At 31.5% G+C, this 16,575-nt stretch carries 18 protein-coding genes; 13 read left to right on the forward strand and 5 right to left on the reverse strand.

What is annotated here, in order from left to right; genetic code table 11:
* Positions 1-3: 3 nt before the first annotated feature.
* The 3 genes from ccoN to LOS89_RS07290 form a co-directional block, all read right to left on the reverse strand.
* Entirely contained in the window at positions 4-2,175 is a 2,172-nt protein-coding gene (gene ccoN, locus LOS89_RS07280) for a cytochrome-c oxidase, cbb3-type subunit I (RefSeq protein WP_231834628.1), read from the reverse strand.
* Between the two features lie 4 nt (positions 2,176-2,179).
* Positions 2,180-2,377, reverse strand: a complete 198-nt coding sequence (ccoS, locus tag LOS89_RS07285) for a cbb3-type cytochrome oxidase assembly protein CcoS (protein ID WP_231834629.1) — start codon at positions 2,375-2,377, stop codon at positions 2,180-2,182.
* Between the two features lie 90 nt (positions 2,378-2,467).
* Complete coding sequence (locus LOS89_RS07290; protein ID WP_231834630.1) at positions 2,468-4,843, reverse strand: heavy metal translocating P-type ATPase; 2,376 nt, start codon at positions 4,841-4,843, stop codon at positions 2,468-2,470.
* Positions 4,844-4,953: 110 nt separating this feature from the next.
* Between LOS89_RS07290 and LOS89_RS07295 the strand changes: the two genes are divergently transcribed.
* From LOS89_RS07295 to LOS89_RS07335, 9 genes are all read left to right on the forward strand, one after another.
* Positions 4,954-5,631: a Crp/Fnr family transcriptional regulator gene (locus LOS89_RS07295; protein ID WP_231834631.1), complete on the forward strand. Its 678-nt coding sequence runs from the start codon at positions 4,954-4,956 to the stop codon at positions 5,629-5,631.
* 378 nt (positions 5,632-6,009) lie between these two features.
* Positions 6,010-6,789: a hypothetical protein gene (locus tag LOS89_RS07300; protein WP_231834632.1), complete on the forward strand. Its 780-nt coding sequence runs from the start codon at positions 6,010-6,012 to the stop codon at positions 6,787-6,789.
* A 253-nt stretch (positions 6,790-7,042) separates the two neighbouring features.
* The gene (locus tag LOS89_RS07305) at positions 7,043-7,642 is read left to right on the forward strand and encodes a hypothetical protein (RefSeq protein ID WP_231834633.1); all 600 of its coding nucleotides are present in this window, start codon (positions 7,043-7,045) and stop codon (positions 7,640-7,642) included.
* Between the two features lie 32 nt (positions 7,643-7,674).
* Positions 7,675-8,163 carry a nuclear transport factor 2 family protein gene (locus LOS89_RS07310; protein ID WP_231834634.1) on the forward strand — a complete coding sequence of 163 codons (489 nt, stop codon included), beginning with the start codon at positions 7,675-7,677 and terminating at the stop codon, positions 8,161-8,163.
* Positions 8,164-8,309: 146 nt separating this feature from the next.
* Positions 8,310-9,896: a hypothetical protein gene (locus LOS89_RS07315; RefSeq protein ID WP_231834635.1), complete on the forward strand. Its 1,587-nt coding sequence runs from the start codon at positions 8,310-8,312 to the stop codon at positions 9,894-9,896.
* Between the two features lie 217 nt (positions 9,897-10,113).
* On the forward strand, positions 10,114-10,512 hold the full coding sequence (locus LOS89_RS07320) for an OsmC family protein (protein WP_231834636.1): 399 nt from the start codon (positions 10,114-10,116) through the stop codon (positions 10,510-10,512).
* Between the two features lie 6 nt (positions 10,513-10,518).
* Entirely contained in the window at positions 10,519-11,508 is a 990-nt protein-coding gene (locus LOS89_RS07325) for a DUF2262 domain-containing protein (RefSeq protein WP_231834637.1), read from the forward strand.
* Between the two features lie 166 nt (positions 11,509-11,674).
* Positions 11,675-12,397 (forward strand): YoaK family protein, encoded by a 723-nt coding sequence (locus tag LOS89_RS07330; protein ID WP_231834638.1) that lies wholly within the window; start codon positions 11,675-11,677, stop codon positions 12,395-12,397.
* Positions 12,398-12,603: 206 nt separating this feature from the next.
* The gene (locus tag LOS89_RS07335) at positions 12,604-13,170 is read left to right on the forward strand and encodes a hypothetical protein (RefSeq protein WP_231834639.1); all 567 of its coding nucleotides are present in this window, start codon (positions 12,604-12,606) and stop codon (positions 13,168-13,170) included.
* Between the two features lie 107 nt (positions 13,171-13,277).
* On the opposite strand, the gene LOS89_RS07340 is transcribed toward LOS89_RS07335, so the two are convergent.
* Positions 13,278-13,769 carry a thermonuclease family protein gene (locus LOS89_RS07340; protein ID WP_231834640.1) on the reverse strand — a complete coding sequence of 164 codons (492 nt, stop codon included), beginning with the start codon at positions 13,767-13,769 and terminating at the stop codon, positions 13,278-13,280.
* Positions 13,770-13,866: 97 nt separating this feature from the next.
* Here LOS89_RS07340 and LOS89_RS07345 point away from each other — a divergent pair, with 97 nt between their 5' ends.
* From LOS89_RS07345 to LOS89_RS07360, 4 genes are all read left to right on the forward strand, one after another.
* Positions 13,867-14,670 (forward strand): hypothetical protein, encoded by an 804-nt coding sequence (locus LOS89_RS07345; RefSeq protein WP_023572017.1) that lies wholly within the window; start codon positions 13,867-13,869, stop codon positions 14,668-14,670.
* A 68-nt stretch (positions 14,671-14,738) separates the two neighbouring features.
* Positions 14,739-15,191, forward strand: coding sequence for a DUF5675 family protein (locus LOS89_RS07350; RefSeq protein WP_153200083.1), 453 nt, complete (start codon positions 14,739-14,741; stop codon positions 15,189-15,191).
* 12 nt (positions 15,192-15,203) lie between these two features.
* Positions 15,204-15,467: a hypothetical protein gene (locus LOS89_RS07355; RefSeq protein WP_153200084.1), complete on the forward strand. Its 264-nt coding sequence runs from the start codon at positions 15,204-15,206 to the stop codon at positions 15,465-15,467.
* Entirely contained in the window at positions 15,457-15,714 is a 258-nt protein-coding gene (locus LOS89_RS07360) for a hypothetical protein (RefSeq protein ID WP_309508540.1), read from the forward strand. Before LOS89_RS07355 ends, LOS89_RS07360 begins: the two co-directional genes overlap by 11 nt.
* A gap of 203 nt (positions 15,715-15,917) precedes the next feature.
* On the opposite strand, the gene LOS89_RS07365 is transcribed toward LOS89_RS07360, so the two are convergent.
* Positions 15,918-16,340 (reverse strand): DUF6943 family protein, encoded by a 423-nt coding sequence (locus LOS89_RS07365; RefSeq protein ID WP_035118826.1) that lies wholly within the window; start codon positions 16,338-16,340, stop codon positions 15,918-15,920.
* Positions 16,341-16,575 lie beyond the last annotated feature (235 nt).

The following is a 16,575-nucleotide window of genomic DNA, read 5'->3' on the forward strand; positions in this document are numbered from 1 at the left end:
TTATTATTTTTTAACTTGAGTGTCAGTACCTAATCGTTGTAAATAAGCAATAAGTGCTACAATTTCTCTGTCTTTTAATGGCGATGCAGTTTCTTTTCCAAATGATTTATTAATTTCTGGATTAGCTAATAAATTAGTTTGAATTTTAGTTGCTTGCTCGTCCATATTTTTAAGAGCATTGTTAATTTCAGCTTCTGTATAAGGTACACCTAATGTTACCATAGTTCTCATCTTATCTTGAATAGTCGATTTGTCTAATTCATTTTTGATTAACCATTGGTATCTTGGCATAATTGATTTCTCATTTAATCCTTGTGGATCGTACATGTGGTTAAAATGCCATACATCATCTCTACCTCCATTAAATGGTTTTCCTTTAACACCTTCGCGAGCTAAATCTGGACCTGTACGTTTAGAACCCCATAAGAATGGATGATCGTATACAAATTCTCCTGCTTTAGAATAGTCTCCATAACGCTCAACTTCTGAACGGAACGGACGAACCATTTGAGAGTGACATCCCACACAACCTTCACGGATGTATAAATCTCTACCTTCTAATTCAAGTGGTGTGTAAGGTTTAACTGCTGCTATTGTTGGAATATTTGATTTTACTAAAATCGTTGGTAAAATTTGGATTAAACCTCCAATTAAAATAGCAACTGTAGTCAATAACATGAATTGAACTGGTTTTCTTTCTAACCAAGAGTGTAATTTTTCACCTTTTAAACGGTTTGGAGAAATTACAGCTAAAGCTGGAGCTTCTACTAATTCGTTTTCTACTGGTGAACCTTGCTTAACTGTTCTGATAATATTGTAAACTAATACGATAACTCCAGTTAAATATAAAGTACCTCCTACTGCACGCATCCAATACATTGGCATAATCTCAGTAACTGTTTCTAAGAAGTTTCCATATTGTAATGCGCCACCATCAGGTTTAAATTGTTTCCACATAGAAGCTTGTGTAAAACCAGCTACATATAAAGGTAAAGAATATAAAACAATACCTAAAGTACCTATCCAGAAATGGAAATTTGCTAATTTTTCAGAGAATAATTTCGTTTTTGTCATTCTTGGGATTAACCAATAGATCATACCAAATGATAAGAAACCATTCCAAGCTAAAGCTCCAACGTGTACGTGAGCAATAATCCAATCCGTAAAGTGAGCAATAGCGTTAACGTTTTTTAATGATAACATTGGACCTTCAAAAGTTGCCATACCATAACCTGTAATAGCTACTACGAAGAATTTCAATACTGCATCAGTACGTACTTTATCCCAAACCCCTCTTAATGTTAACAATCCATTAATCATACCTCCCCAAGATGGCGCAATCAACATTACAGAGAAAACAACTCCTAAGTTTTGAGCCCAATCAGGTAAAGCAGTATATAATAAGTGGTGAGGTCCAGCCCAAATATAAATGAAGATTAACGACCAAAAGTGAATAATAGATAATCTGTATGAGTAAACAGGACGGTTTGCTACTTTTGGTACAAAATAATACATCATACCTAAGAATGGTGTAGTTAAGAAAAATGCTACTGCATTATGACCATACCACCATTGTACCAAAGCATCTTGAACACCAGCATAAACCGAATACGATTTCATTGCTGAAACTGGTAATTCTAAACTATTAAAAATATGTAGTACTGCAACCGTTACAAACGTAGCGATGTAAAACCAAATAGCTACATAAATATGACGTTCTCTTCTTTTAATAATGGTTCCAATCATATTGATACCAAAAACCACCCAAATAAGAGCAATTGCAATATCAATTGGCCATTCTAATTCTGCATATTCTTTTGAAGTAGAATAACCTAATGGTAAAGAAATTGCTGCAGCTACAATAATTAACTGCCATCCCCAAAAGTGAATTTTACTCAAAAGGTCGCTAAACATTCTTGCTTTTAATAAACGTTGCATTGAGTAATAAATACCCGCAAACATTGCGTTACCAACAAAGGCAAAAATTACCGCATTGGTGTGTAACGGTCTTAAGCGTCCAAAACTTAAAAACGATATGCCGCTTGTTAAGTTTGGAAACAAAAATAGGAAAGCTAAAATAAGCCCTACTAACATCCCCACTACCCCGAAAACGATACTAGCGTAGATGAAATTCCTTACAATTTTGTTGTCGTAATAAAATTGTTGCTTCTCCATAAATTTAGATTGATTTTTGTTTTTCTGTTTGTATTAATTTGTTAGGATTTTCTTTTTTCACTATTTCATCATCAAATAACATTCTGACTGATGGCGTATAGTCATCATCATATTGGCCACTTTTAACTGCTTTAATAAAAGCACCTAAAAAGACTATAGCAACTACTATACTAATTGAGATTAATAAATAAATGACACTCATACCTTAAATTGTGTTAACAAAGTTACTTCCACTCGTTTTTATAAAACATGACTTTTATCATGTATTAAAATTTTCTTAAATTTAATCAATTTATTTCTTACCTGCATACAAATTTGTAAGAATTGTAACAAAGCTTACAATTGTTATTGTGCTGAGCGGCATGATGATAGCTGCTACAATTGGATCAAGTTCACCTGTAACAGCATAACTTAGTCCTACAACATTATATAATAAAGAAAGTCCAAAACTCATATAAATTGTTTTCATTGCATTCTTAGAGTAACGCATGAAAAATGCAATTTTATCAAACTGAGATGCATCTAAAATCCCATCACACGCGGGAGAGAACACATTTACGTTTTCTGAAATGGATAGTCCCAAATTACTCTGTGCCAAAGCACCAGCATCGTTTAATCCATCACCGACCATCATCACATTTTTACCTTCTTTTTGCAATTGTTCAATGTATTGTAGTTTTTGCTCGGGTTTTTGGTTGAAAACTAAAGTAGTTTTTGCTGGTAACATTTTCTCTAAAATTCTCTTTTCACCATCATTATCACCAGATAAGACGACTAAATTGTAATGTTTAGCCAAATCAGCAAACAATTCTTCTAATCCTTTTCTGTATTGATTATTGAATACGTAACTTCCTTTATAAACGCCATTGATTTCCACATGCACTTTGGTTTTCTTATGCGTGTTTTCGGTCATGGTTTTAAGGAATTGTGACGAGCCTAATTTTACCGTATTTCCATCGATTTCTGCGAAAATTCCTTTTCCAATAGTTTCTTCAAAGCTTGAAGTTTCTACTTTTTCTTGATTTGGAATGAAATCATATAATCTTCTACTTAGTGGATGATTCGAACCACGTAAAACGTTCTTCAATAATTTTAATTCAGTAGCATTTAATTCGGTTCCTTCGTAAGTAATAGCTGTTTTTTTATTGGTTGTAATCGTTCCTGTTTTGTCGAAAACAATCGTATCTACTTTGGCTAATTGTTCTACAACTAAAGCATTCTTCAAATATAATTTTCGTTTGCCTAGAATTCGCAACACATTTCCTAAAGTAAACGGAGCCGTTAATGCCAAAGCACAAGGACAAGCCACAATCAGAATCGCAGTGAAAACATTAAAAGCGGTTTGAACATCGATGAAAATCCAATAAATAAAGGAAACTATTGCCAATGCTAATAAAGCTGGCGTAAAATAGCGACTAATTCTATCCGTTATGTTTTTGTGTTGTTGTTCTACGCGTTTTTGGAAGACATCGTTACTCCATAATTGCGTTAAGTAACTTTGGGAAACCGAAAATAGCACTTCCATTTCGATGACTTTTCCCATTTGTTTTCCGCCAGCGAAGACTTTATCGCCTGATTTTTTCTCAATTGGAACAGCTTCACCTGTTACGAAACTATAATCGATAGATGCTTTTTCGGAAATTAAAATCCCATCTACTGGAATTAACTCTTGATTTCGAATTAATAATCTGTCTCCTTTTTGAATATCATATACTTGAACCGATTCTTCTTCTCCATTTGGTAAAACCTTCGTAATTGCAATTGGAAAATACGATTTGTAATCGCGTTCAAATGAAAGGAAATCGTAAGTTTTCTTCTGAAATAACTTTCCTAATAACATAAAGAAAATCAACCCAGCCATACTATCGAAGAATCCTTGTCCGTAATCAAAAACAATATCGACCGTACTTCTTACGAACATCACCACAATTCCTAAAGCAATTGGAATATCAATATTCAACAAGCCTGATTTCATACTTTTCCAAGCGGAAACGTAATATCCAGAAGCCGAATAAATAAACGTAGGAAGCGATAATCCGAAAATCAACCAACGGAAAAATCCGCGGTATTGGTCAATCCAATATTCTTCTACTTCAAAATATTCGGGAAACGAAAGCAGCATGATATTTCCAAAACAGAAAAACGCTACTCCTATTTTATAGATTAAAGTTCGGTCGATTTTTTTCTTGCCTTCATCAAAATTTTCTAATGAAATATAAGGTTCGTAACCTATCGAACTCAATAAATAGACGATATCTTTTAAAGAAGTTTGTTCGGGATTAAACGTAATTCGGACTTTCTTTTCGCCAAAATTAACTTGCGAAGCGTTTATTCCTGGTTGTAGCTTTTGTAGATTTTCCAGAATCCAAATACACGAACTACAGTGTATATGAGGAATGTAGAGTGAAACAATGTGTGTTGTACGCTCTTGGAATTCCAATAATTTAGTAACAATTTCTTCATTGTCTAAAAAGTCATATTTGCCCTGAATGTCTTGTGGAGTGGCGCCGGGTGCTGCCTGAAAATCATAATAACACGTTAGGTCGTTTTGACTAAAAATTTCGTATACGGTTTTACAACCATTGCAACAAAACTTCTTTTCGTCAAATACAATCTCGTCTTTTTTTATAATTTCATTACCACAATGGAAACAATTTTCTGTGTCCATATAATTTGCTCATTTTACCTGTGACAAAGTTCTTTTATAAATATAAATCAAAATATGATATTTGTCATACAATTTTGTAATTTTGTAAACAAATTAAACAAAATCTTATTATGAGTAAATGCGAACAGTGTATTGTGAGGCAATTTAGTTCATTAAAAGCCTTAAATAAAGATGAATTACTTCGCATGGCCGAATGCAAAACTTCGTACACTATTAAAAAAGGGGAACCTATCTTTGAAGAAGGAGAAGTAACTAATGGTATTTACTGCATCAAAGATGGCGTTTGTAAATTGTCAAAACTAAGTGATAACGGAAAAGACCAAATTGTAAAATTGGTAAAACCAGGCGAATTATTAGGCCAACGTTCGATGATTAGCGACGAACCTGCAAATTTAAGTGCTGTTGCTTTAGAAGATATGGAAGTATGTTTTATTCCCCGTAGCGAAGTTATGCAATTCTTTACTCAGAACAATCAGTTTTCAATGAATGTGATGCGCACTATTTGCGATGATTTAAAAGGAGCCGACGATCACATGGTCAATATGGCACAGAAAACCGTACGCCAACGATTAGCTGAAACTTTAATTTACTTAGAAGATACTTTTGGTAAAAACGAAGATGGCACCTTGCACATTCAATTATCGAGAGAGGAACTAGCTGGAATGATTGGCACCGCAACTGAAAGTTGTATTAGATTACTTTCCGAATTAAATAAATCAGAATATATTGAGTTGATTGGAAAGAAAATCAAACTTTTAGATAAAAATAAATTAAAACGATTAACATAAGAGAATCCGCTTTTTGGCGGATTTTTTGTTGAACAAAATTGTAAGATTTTTTTATTATTTTTGAAATAGCTAAAACTGATGTTTATCATACATATCTACCCAAAATTGGGATGTTAAGTATGATTTTATCAGACATATAAACGAGTTAACTGTTATTTTGAATTACGTAACTCGATAGTAATTGCCAAATACATGAAATAAATATTTCTTTGCAATAAAAAAAGAAAATGATTACAGATTCAAATTATTTTGAGCCAAAACTTGATAAGATTAATCAAGAATTAGAAAACTATAATTCTGGTGTTGAAATTATTAGAAAAAATGATTGTGTTTAAAAACACAAAGTCTGATATTACTCAACATTTTCAAGAAATCTTCATGAACTTTCCTTATACAATTGAAACCGCAACTAATAAGATTGGAATTTCTCTTGATTTAATCCAATTATACGAATATTATTATTCGCTTTCTGATTATGAAGAAAAAATTGATAGAGAAAGAATTGATGAAATTGAATTAAAAAAGCAAGAATTCAAAAATTTAAATGGAAATCATGATATTATTTATCATTACTTCGTTGAATATGTTCACTATTTGGTTTATAGGTATAAAACAGTTCTTGAAAATACAAAAAACCATTTTTTCTTTGACGGAATTGATGACGAAAAAATAATTCTAATGAACTTATTAAAAAGATATAAAAGTGTTTTGAAGGACGAAACAAAGCAAATAAATATTTTTTGGGGAATTAGATTGACTAAAGATATTTCCAATATCGCACTCGAGATTTTAATAGACTTTATTGAGCAACGCTTAAAATTATTGACTGTTGAAATCGAAGATATTGGAAACGAATACAAAACAACCTATATAGATAATAATATAAAACCTTTAAAATGGTTAGGAACTCAACAAGAATTATTAGAATTAATAATTGAACTTAATAATAAAAATTGGATTCCAAATATTGAAGAAGGAGATAGAAAAAAATTTATCAATTCAGTTACGAATTTATTTGATTTAGAAAATACAAAAAGGAGTTCAAAAACTGACCATTCAAACTCACTGTATCAAAAATTTAAAGGAGAATACATAGATGGAAAAAGAATCTTTCATTTTTGGAACAACATAAATACGAAAGAAAATTTAATGAAATAAAGAAAAACAACAGTTAACAGCAGTTACAAGTAATGGCTTGGTTTGACACCATTCCAGCTTATCCTGCTGTAATGCAAATCGCTTGGGAACTTGTAATAACAATAAAAACAGAAATATTACAATAAATACTATTACAAAATGCTTTTTAGCTCTATTACACCACGATAGCGAGGAATTATATTCCGTGCACACAAAATAAAAAAAGTCTCAACTTCGTTAAGCTAGTGAGATTTTAATCAAAATTTAAAACACCATGTTAACAAACAAAGAAATTAAAGAACAATTGAATATAGAACTCGACAGAGCTATTTCGGAATTTAAAGAATTAAATAAAACCGGTAACTTAATCTCTGGATTTGAAAACTTTTTAAATTTCAACTTTGATTCTTATAAAGAAAATTTAAAAAAAGAAATTAAAACCAATCTAAAAAGTTATTGGACTAATGTTGACAACGGAATAAACCAAGATGAAAAATTAGATGCAATTTTATTTGAACATTATATTCCAGATACAATTGATTTAGAAGCAAACGCCTATGGCATAATTGATTGGGAAGAAAAAAATGTTGAATATGTTGAAGTTGATATGGGATTTGGATATGATTTTGCTGAAGAATTTGAACAAATAGAAGGAATTACTCTTAGTTTTTTTGACCCTTATGTTGCTAGTTTCGAAATTGATGAAACTGGAGAACTATCAAATTGTTATCGACTAAAAGGGATGATAGCCATTCACGAAGTTTTCTATGAATTACATAAAGAAAATGCATTTGATTGCTTAAACAAAAAAGAAGACTTTTATATTTTAGTAGGAGAACACGATTCTTATTGTTACGCTGTTTTAGCAATATAATTAAGATATGTTCTAATTTAAAACACCAAAAAATGAAAACCATCAAACTACTCACCTTTTTTGTTACCGTATTAACTTTGTTAAGTTGTTCGTCTAAAAAAAACAACTACCAACTTACAAAAAATTACAAGCCAGATGATCCAAAATTGTACAAGGAAATTGTGCAAATGGATAGTTTATTTTTTGATTCGTATAATAATTGCGAAAAAGAACTCGATAAATACAGTTCGTTTTATTCCGAAAATATCGAGTTTTATCACGATAATGGCGGTTTTATGAATTCAAAACAAGAAATCGTAAACGGAACTCAAAAGCATGTTTGCGGAAAAGTAACCAGAGAATTGGTAAAAGGTAGTATTGAAGTATATCCAATAAACAATTATGGCGCTGTAGAATTTGGGCTACACAAGTTTCACAACAAGGAAGAGCCAAATGCAAATCCAAAAATTGGTAGGTTTACAATTATTTGGAAAAAAGAAAATGGCGAATGGAAAATCACAAAAGTTATAAGCTTGCATTAAATTAAAACGATTTAACAAGACAGGATTTTAGTTTTTGCTTCTTACCTATTTTTTTAAATCTTTTTCTTACAATATTTTCGGTATATTTGTAAGTATAGGCAATACAAAGTATTCCATTTAAAAGCAAATAAACATTAAAAGTAATTATGCAAAAGCTATTAGTTATAACACTATTTTTAATCTTTATTGGATGCTCTCCAAAAATAAGCAAACAATTTGAGAACAATCAATACATTAGAAATTATAGTATTCATGTTATAAATGACTCTTTGCAAATATATTTTAAATCTCCAGCCGATATAACATACACAACTAACAAAAAAGAGTTACAGAAAATAATCCGTAATACAAATTTCAGATTAAAAGACAGTGTTCTTGTTTACGGAAAAACAGACGATCCACCTTATGAGTATTTTGTAACAGTTTCCAAAAATTCAAAACAAAATTATCCAAAAAACTTAATAGTTTTAGATACTTTAATAAATAATCAAACCATACAATTTGTCGGAAATTCTTTAACCAAAAGCTCTAACAAAACTTTAGAAATTGACTTAAATACTATTTTCAAAAGCCTTGAAGTTGGTAAAGGTTATAAAAAAGATATTAGTAGCATTATGGAAGTTGTGAAAAAATACGAATCTTCAAACAAATTCTATACTGCATTGAATGAAATAAATGAATTTCCAACGTATAACAAACAAGAAGAATGGTCTAAACTACAAATGGCACTTACATTTTCATCATTTCTTGGTAAGAATGAAATTTATGAAACCAATCTAAAAAAACTTGAATCAAGAAGTAAACAAAATGACTCAATTTCGGCAATAATAAGAGAAAAAATTGCAACAAATAATGATGTTATTGATACAATTATTAATGAAGCTAAAAAGCATAAAATTGTAATGATAAACGAAAATCATTTTTATCCTAATCATAGAACATTAGTTTCTGATTTATTGGAAAATCTAAAAGAAATCGGTTATAATTATTTAGCTCTGGAAGCACTAAATGACAAACATGATAGCATTTTGAATTCAAACAATTCGTATCCTACTCTTGAAACAGGTTTTTATACCAGTGAACAGAATTATGCCAATCTTATCAGAAAAGCAAAAAAATTAGGATTTAAATTCGTGGCTTATGAAAATGTAGATAACGATAAAAATAGAGAAATTGGTCAAGCTGAAAATTTATATGACAAAACCTTTAAAATCAACCCAAATTGTAAAGTTATTGTTCTAGCAGGAATTGATCACATACTGGAAAAACCAACAAATAATGGAAAAGAATGGATGGCTTCTATTTTTAAAACTAAATACAATATTGATCCACTAACAATAAGCCAAACACATTTAGGTTCCTATCGAAATCAAATCGAGTCAAATTATGGAATCATTAATAGTCATTTTTTCAATAATAAAAGATTAACATCTGTAGACTATTTAGTACTTAACAATAATTCAAATGGTAAAATAGATTTATTTTCATCATCTTTTTCATATAAAAACAATTCAGAAAGTGATGTTCAAATAGCTTTATTTTATGGAACTGAAATCGAAAACAAATATGATTACATAAAAAAGGTTCCATATTTTACAACTATCATAAAATCAGGAAAAAAATACGAACTATCTATTGATTCTAATCAAGAAATTTATTTATACACATTTGATAAAAACGGAAAACTAATTGATAATCAAGTTATTTCACCAACTAAAAAAAATCATGAATAATTATATGTTCAAATCTAAATACTAAATCTAAATAAACAATTTTCTAAATTTTAAAAATATAAGTCTAAAAACAAACTAGTATTTTGTTCAAAGATAATACGATACAAGTTCCAATTTGTATTAATACTTTTCGTCAGAAACAAAAAAACTATTTGTATATTTAACTGTTTCTAAACCTTCTAAGAACAATTGATTACAAACTTCATAAAGGAAAACTATGAAAATTTCTGCATCAATAAAAAGTTCTTTTCAACAGCACAACATAAATGTTGAAACTAATGGCAATGCAAAAAGTGTAACCATTAACTCAAAAGAAAATGGCTTTGGTTCTTCGGTTAACGGAGGCGAATTGTTATTTTTATCATTAGCCACTTGCTTTTGTAACGATTTATACAGAGAAGCTGCTAAACGAAACATGAACATTGACTCAATAGACATTATTGTTTCTGGTGAATTTGGTGGCGAAGGTGAACCCGCTAAAAGCATTACTTACGAAGTAGATGTACAAGCAAAAGAAAGTTCCAAAGCACAAATTCGTGATTTAGTTGAATCGGTAGATAAAATTGCCGAAATTCACAATACCTTACGACAAGGAATAAATATCAAATTGAAATAGTAAAAAATGGGATTTTTAGATTTTTTCAAAAAAAACAATTCAGAGAAAGAAAACTCCAATTCAATCAAGAACATCGATTCAAAATACGAAGAATCATGGAATTACAATTTTCTCGATTTACTTAAGAATGGTGAAACCGAACTATTAGAAAAACTTCGTAAAACGTATGCGCCATTAATGGCTGTAAATGATGATAAAACTGTTTTGTTGTTGTTTCGATTTTTCCAAGTTCAAGAATGGGAGAACGAAAGAAATGTTTTAAACTGCCATCCAGACAATGATAATTTTCAGTGTGGAATAACCATTGTAAAATTATTAGAAGATGGCGCTGCTTCAATGAGCAATGTCTATTTACCTAATAAAAACAGCTACAAAGAGTTACGAATTAACAACGACAAAGTTGAAATAGTTACAAATGATTATTCTGTTGTTACAACAAATGTATCCGAACTTTCTCAAAAGCTTTGGCTAAAATTCAAAGAAAATGAAATTGAAGAAGGTTATAACAATTTATGTAATGAAGTTATTGAAAAGCAAAAAAACAAAGTAAAAAATAAAACCATTCAACTTCCTTCTTTCAATGAATTAACATATAACGACGACTTTGAATGGTATGAAGGCGAAATAACATGGAATAACCGAAATATCGAGATTTCAATTCCTTTTTGTTCGCCAAAGAAACTGGAAAAAATAACTGCTTATGCCAATGATTTTTTAACCGGAAACTTTATCGAAAACATATTGTTGGAAACCGCTGAAAAAATGACCGAACTAAAAAATGATAATTGGTTAGAAATTGATGAAGCAACAGGAAAAGAAGAAAAGGAAATAAGTTCGGAAGAATTTAAAAATCGTATTTATGTAGAAGGTATAACTTTTAACAACGATGGCTCGGCTACCATTTACTGCAATGATGATGACATTTTTTGGGGACATAGTATTGAAATAAACGTAGACAAAAAAGGAAACTATTCCGATTCAAATATTGCGGGTTAAACAAAAAAACTTGAAAATTTTGTACGATTTTTTATTATTTTTGAAAGATATAAAATTGACGTTTATCATACCTATACACCCAAAATTGGGTTGCTAAGTATGATTTTGTCAGACATATAAACGAGTTGTGTGCTATTTTGGAAAAAGGAAGTGAAAACAATTAAAAATGTTTAGACATCAAGGCAAAACAAGAACTTTAAGCCATAATTTGCGAATCGCATCCTTATTATCTTTTGTCGCGGGAATTGTGAATGTTGCTGGATTTTTAGCAGTTCAAAAATTAACAACAAACGTAACTGGACATTTTGCATTTTTTGTGGACGAAATATTTAAATTGAACTTTTGGGGCGGATTTGTTTACTTTATATATATATTTTTCTTTTTTCTTGGTTCATTCGTTTCAAGCTATTTAGTAGAACTCATTTCGCAGAAAACCGAACGTAATATTTATGTCTTTCCAACATCAATAGAAATCTCAATATTATTCTCAATCGGAATATTTGGTGGAAATTTAATAATCGAAAATCAAAATATAATTGCATGCAGTTTATTGTTTGCTATGGGTTTACAGAATTCATTAGTAACCAAAATATCAAACGCAACTGTCAGAACAACACATTTAACAGGATTGTTTACCGATTTGGGAATAGAATTATCACAATTGTTTTTCTACAGAGAAACCGAAAAGAAAACTAAATTATATTCGTCGATTAAATTGAGATTGACAATAATAAGTTTCTTTTTTATCGGTGGAATAATTGGCGGAATATTTTACACAAAGATTGAACTAAAAGTCTTGCTTATTGCAGGAATTACTTTGTTGTTGGGTTTGATTTACGACAACATAAAACTGAAAATAATTATGCTAAACCGAAAATATAAACACTAAAAAAGAAAAACAGCACACAACAGCGGTTTGGCACAATAGCTATAAATCAATAAATAACAACGTTCGATTTTCCGCTGGAAAATCTTATCTTAGCAAGAAATAAATCGTTCACGCAGTCGCTACTCGTGAAGTTAGCAGTAAGCTAAAAAAAAAAAACGAAAACTTAGAATTACAATAAATTAAAACCAATTATTTTCTATAAAAATATGAACCAAAAAACCATTTGTCTAATCGGATTGTTCTTTTTTGTTGTGAGTTATATTATGTTTTCTCAAGGTTCAAAATTAGCATATTTTCAAAAACCAATAGATTTTGCACATTGGTTCAACTTAATAGGCGCAGTATTTCTTATTTCATTTAATAAAGTATTTCCAAAAAACAATCTTAATACTGTAGCTTCTTTTTTGACAACTCTGGGTGTTATTGCCCACATAGGCCTTTGTACTATTGATTTTATAATGTGGAGTTTTGGAAATGATGATATTGCTAAAGCACAATTAAGTGAACATATAAGTAATACTCCATCAATTTTGTTGCCGTTTATTATTATTGGTCCATCATTACTCTTTGTAGGATTAGCAGTGCACGCATCAAATTTTATCAAAACTAATCCTATAAGTTCATTAATGGTTATTATTGGTGCTCCAGCTGTCGGCTTTTCGTTTTTTATATTGAAAAATGGAATGTTTATGGTACTAAGCTGTTTACTTTTTGCTCTGGGACTGGTTTTACTTCTTTATCGTGAGGAAAAACAAAAAATATTAACTCAATAAAAAGCCTACTGCTAACAGCGGTTTGGCTCCATTACGCCTGTAAAGCACTATATTTATTGATATTTTTAGTTTTCAAACATCCATTAGTACAACATAAGTACAACAAATCAGAACTTTTTTACATGCTTGTAAATACCTCTTTTTTTAAGTTGTGCTTTGCGATTTATTTTTTGAAATTCTGCTAATCGTCCACAATAATATTCGTCTGTTGCTTTTGCAAATCCATTGATCAAAAGCAAATCATTCAAACACTCCCCTCCTGGCAAGATTACATATCCTAATTGTCTATTCCAATAATCGTAAAAGTTATCCTGTTCTGTAATTATCGTTACAGCCGTTTTAGGCGGTGCTACTTCCAAAACATAATGCAAGGCTTCCAATCCTAATTGGATTAAAAATTGGGCTGCTAAACGTGTTTTCTGTTCGTCCTCTTTCATCTTTCTATTGTACTTTACTTCTGGTGCATCTAAACCATATAGTCGTATCTCTTTTCGCAAACGAGTGAAAAGATTGCTAATGATTATGCTATCTCCATCTAAGACTTCATCTATTTGCCAATGGGTTTCCACTAAATAGGGTGCTTTTGCGTTGTATTGCATTGATTTTCAGTATTTTAAGTTATTGTAAATCAAAGATAATGAATGATATTTGAGTATAAAATTTCACTTAAATATTAACTTCTAAAATCTTTACAAAATGGCTAGACAGAAAGGCGTTTTAAAGTATGTGGGAACTCTTGGAGATGTTCGCCACTTTAAAATTAAAGGACAAGAAGGGTACTTTGCCGGAATGGTAGGTGGACCTTCAGGGGAGCAAGTTTTATCAGCTCCAGAATTTGAAAGAACTCGTGAGAACATGAACGAGTTTGGTGCTTGTGCTAAAGCAGGAAAATCCGTTAGAACTGGTTTATCACAAATCGTGAAGCAAATGTCTGATACGCAAGTAGCAGGACGTTTAACAGCTATCATGAAGAAAATCAATTTGGAAGACCAAACCGAAGCCAGAGGGTATCGTAAAATTGAGATTACCACTCAAAGAAATTACTTGGTAGGTTTTGAGTTTGACAAAAACACTTCCTTAAATGGTATTTTCAATGCTCCTTACAGTGTTACGCATGACCCAGCAAGAAACACTGCTGATTTTGTAATTCCTGCGTTTAATCCAGCGAATTTGATTAATGCTCCTGCAGGGGCTACTCACTTTAGATTGATTCACACGCTTTCTGTTGTGAGTGACTTTGCTTACAATGCTGTAACGAATAGTTATGATCCTATTGACACAGCACAAAATGAAGTGAGTGATGTTCAATTCAGCACTTTCTTGGATTTGTATGCTCCTGCAACTGCAACAACCATTACAGCAACTTTGCCAAATGGTATCACCCCATCAACAGATGTTACCGTTCTTCAAGGTATTGGAATTGAGTTCTACCAAAAAGTAGGTTCAAACTATTACTTATTTGCAACAGGTAACTGCTTGAAAATTGAGGACGCATTTTAAGAATCCTACTTACAAATCCCTCAGGAACTCTGAGGGATTTTTTGTTTTAACTTACTAATTCAATTCCCATGGAAACAAAAATCATTCGCGTAGCACAGGGCAAACAAAGTACATTAAGCCAATTATATATCAACGGAGTATTTCAATGCTATTTACTTGAGGATAAAATACGAACAGAAAAAATAAAGGAACATACTGCCATACCTACTGGAACCTATTCACTGCAGCTTAATACTTGGGGTGCAAAAAATGTCAATTACAAAAAAGCATTTGGAAAAGTTCACCAAGGTATGATTGAAATTACAGGATTACCAAATTTCAGTTATGTGTATATCCATACAGGAAATACGATTGAAGATACCGCTGGATGTCCTCTTTGTGGATTTGGGTTCCAACTTATCCAGGGCGATTACCGAGTTACGCAAAGTGTTATGGCTTACCAAATGATTTATCCTAAGCTAGTTGCATTAGCAAAGAACAAAGCAAACAAGATTAGTATCGAAAACAATTTCCAATTTTAAACTTGTAATGCCATGGAACAAGCTCCACAATTAATGGTACTTTTTGGAAGTTTAATAAGCTTATTATTATCGGTTGTAGCCTATTTTATCAAACAATTGCACACAGATTTCAAAAGAATGGAAAAAGACCTTGTTGAAGTAAAAACCATGGCATTATTAATTAAAACCGAGTTTAAAAGTAGCAGTGATTTACTGAACCAAAAAGTAGATTATTTAGAACACCGAGTACAAAAATTAGAATTATCCATCTTTAAAAATCACGAACATGAAAAGTAATGAAATGAATATCGTTCAAAGAGTAAAAGCTCCAACACCAAAGTTTTTCAAAGTATTGAGAACAATTGGTTTAGCCTTGGCAACTGTTGGAGGAACTATCATCGCTTCACCAATTGCATTACCGGCTGGATTAGTTGCAGCTGCAGGTTATTTGGTTTTGGGCGGTGGTGTTTTGTCGGCAGTATCGCAAACCGCTGTACAAGATGACGACGAACCGAGAGTTCCACAAGAAGACAGGGTACAATAAACCTAAATTTGCTTAAAAATTGCAATCAAAAGCTCCTAATTCAGGGGCTTTTTTTTGTTTTATACCCAATTGCTTCGCTTTTTCCAATTTTATTTAATTGGTGCGTTTATATTGCGGTTATGTATTGTTTTGCTTCGGGATTGGGATTGTTTTTGGAAATTTGATGAAATGGAAAAACCTAGCCCATCGGGGCCAGGTTTGTGTTATTTGTTTCTGTAACGGAGTAAGATGGCGTTACGGATTTCGTTGATTAAGTGGATGTTTTTTGCGTGGTGTGCTTCTTGTTCTTGCAGCAGCTTGAGTGCTTGGATGTTTTTGTGGTGCAGCTCGTGTTCACGCATCAATCGGGTGGCTTTTGGATTGAATTCTTTTTTGAATTCATAGAGAGATAAGAACGGAATAACCGAACCGCGAAGAAAAGGCATCCAGAATTTGGATTTCCATAGGCTCATGGCTATCCAAAAAATGTCCTCTTTTTGAGCTTCGGTTTGAAATACAAGTACAAAGCTGTTTGTAAAAGGCTCATTGCTAGGTTTTCCGCTATTCAGCCCTTTTGATAATACGAAAAAGTGCGGTTTGGCATAGTGCGCCCCAGGTTGGTGGGTTTTAATAAAAATTGTGTCCATAGTAAAAGGATTTAACAGGTTAACTTCCTTCGTCTTTCCTCCGTGATTGCCCGAAATGTGAATGGAAACCGAGATGATTACTCAATGTATTATTGTTTTTTATTGGATTTCGTGAATTCCGTTTCACTCCATTTCACACACTTTTTTGCAAAAGAAAAAAGGAAAAAAAAGAAAGCCGTCTTGCCTTGTGGAGGGTTTCAAAAAAGCAAGTTTTTCGGATAAAATACTACCCTAC

This window comes from Flavobacterium channae (assembly GCF_021172165.1).
Classification (GTDB): domain Bacteria; phylum Bacteroidota; class Bacteroidia; order Flavobacteriales; family Flavobacteriaceae; genus Flavobacterium; species Flavobacterium channae.

Coding starts and splice junctions, on each gene's coding strand:
- LOS89_RS07290 (WP_231834630.1), bottom strand. CDS start 4,843: ATGGACACAGAAAATTGTTTCCATTGTGGTAATGAAATTATAAAAAAA.
- LOS89_RS07315 (WP_231834635.1), top strand. CDS start 8,310: ATGCAAAAGCTATTAGTTATAACACTATTTTTAATCTTTATTGGATGC.
- LOS89_RS07310 (WP_231834634.1), top strand. CDS start 7,675: ATGAAAACCATCAAACTACTCACCTTTTTTGTTACCGTATTAACTTTG.
- LOS89_RS07320 (WP_231834636.1), top strand. CDS start 10,114: ATGAAAATTTCTGCATCAATAAAAAGTTCTTTTCAACAGCACAACATA.
- LOS89_RS07330 (WP_231834638.1), top strand. CDS start 11,675: ATGTTTAGACATCAAGGCAAAACAAGAACTTTAAGCCATAATTTGCGA.
- LOS89_RS07295 (WP_231834631.1), top strand. CDS start 4,954: ATGAGTAAATGCGAACAGTGTATTGTGAGGCAATTTAGTTCATTAAAA.
- LOS89_RS07365 (WP_035118826.1), bottom strand. CDS start 16,340: ATGGACACAATTTTTATTAAAACCCACCAACCTGGGGCGCACTATGCC.
- LOS89_RS07305 (WP_231834633.1), top strand. CDS start 7,043: ATGTTAACAAACAAAGAAATTAAAGAACAATTGAATATAGAACTCGAC.
- LOS89_RS07345 (WP_023572017.1), top strand. CDS start 13,867: ATGGCTAGACAGAAAGGCGTTTTAAAGTATGTGGGAACTCTTGGAGAT.
- ccoS (WP_231834629.1), bottom strand. CDS start 2,377: ATGAGTGTCATTTATTTATTAATCTCAATTAGTATAGTAGTTGCTATA.
- LOS89_RS07300 (WP_231834632.1), top strand. CDS start 6,010: ATGAACTTTCCTTATACAATTGAAACCGCAACTAATAAGATTGGAATT.
- LOS89_RS07355 (WP_153200084.1), top strand. CDS start 15,204: ATGGAACAAGCTCCACAATTAATGGTACTTTTTGGAAGTTTAATAAGC.
- LOS89_RS07335 (WP_231834639.1), top strand. CDS start 12,604: ATGAACCAAAAAACCATTTGTCTAATCGGATTGTTCTTTTTTGTTGTG.
- LOS89_RS07325 (WP_231834637.1), top strand. CDS start 10,519: ATGGGATTTTTAGATTTTTTCAAAAAAAACAATTCAGAGAAAGAAAAC.
- LOS89_RS07340 (WP_231834640.1), bottom strand. CDS start 13,769: ATGCAATACAACGCAAAAGCACCCTATTTAGTGGAAACCCATTGGCAA.
- ccoN (WP_231834628.1), bottom strand. CDS start 2,175: ATGGAGAAGCAACAATTTTATTACGACAACAAAATTGTAAGGAATTTC.
- LOS89_RS07350 (WP_153200083.1), top strand. CDS start 14,739: ATGGAAACAAAAATCATTCGCGTAGCACAGGGCAAACAAAGTACATTA.
- LOS89_RS07360 (WP_309508540.1), top strand. CDS start 15,457: ATGAAAAGTAATGAAATGAATATCGTTCAAAGAGTAAAAGCTCCAACA.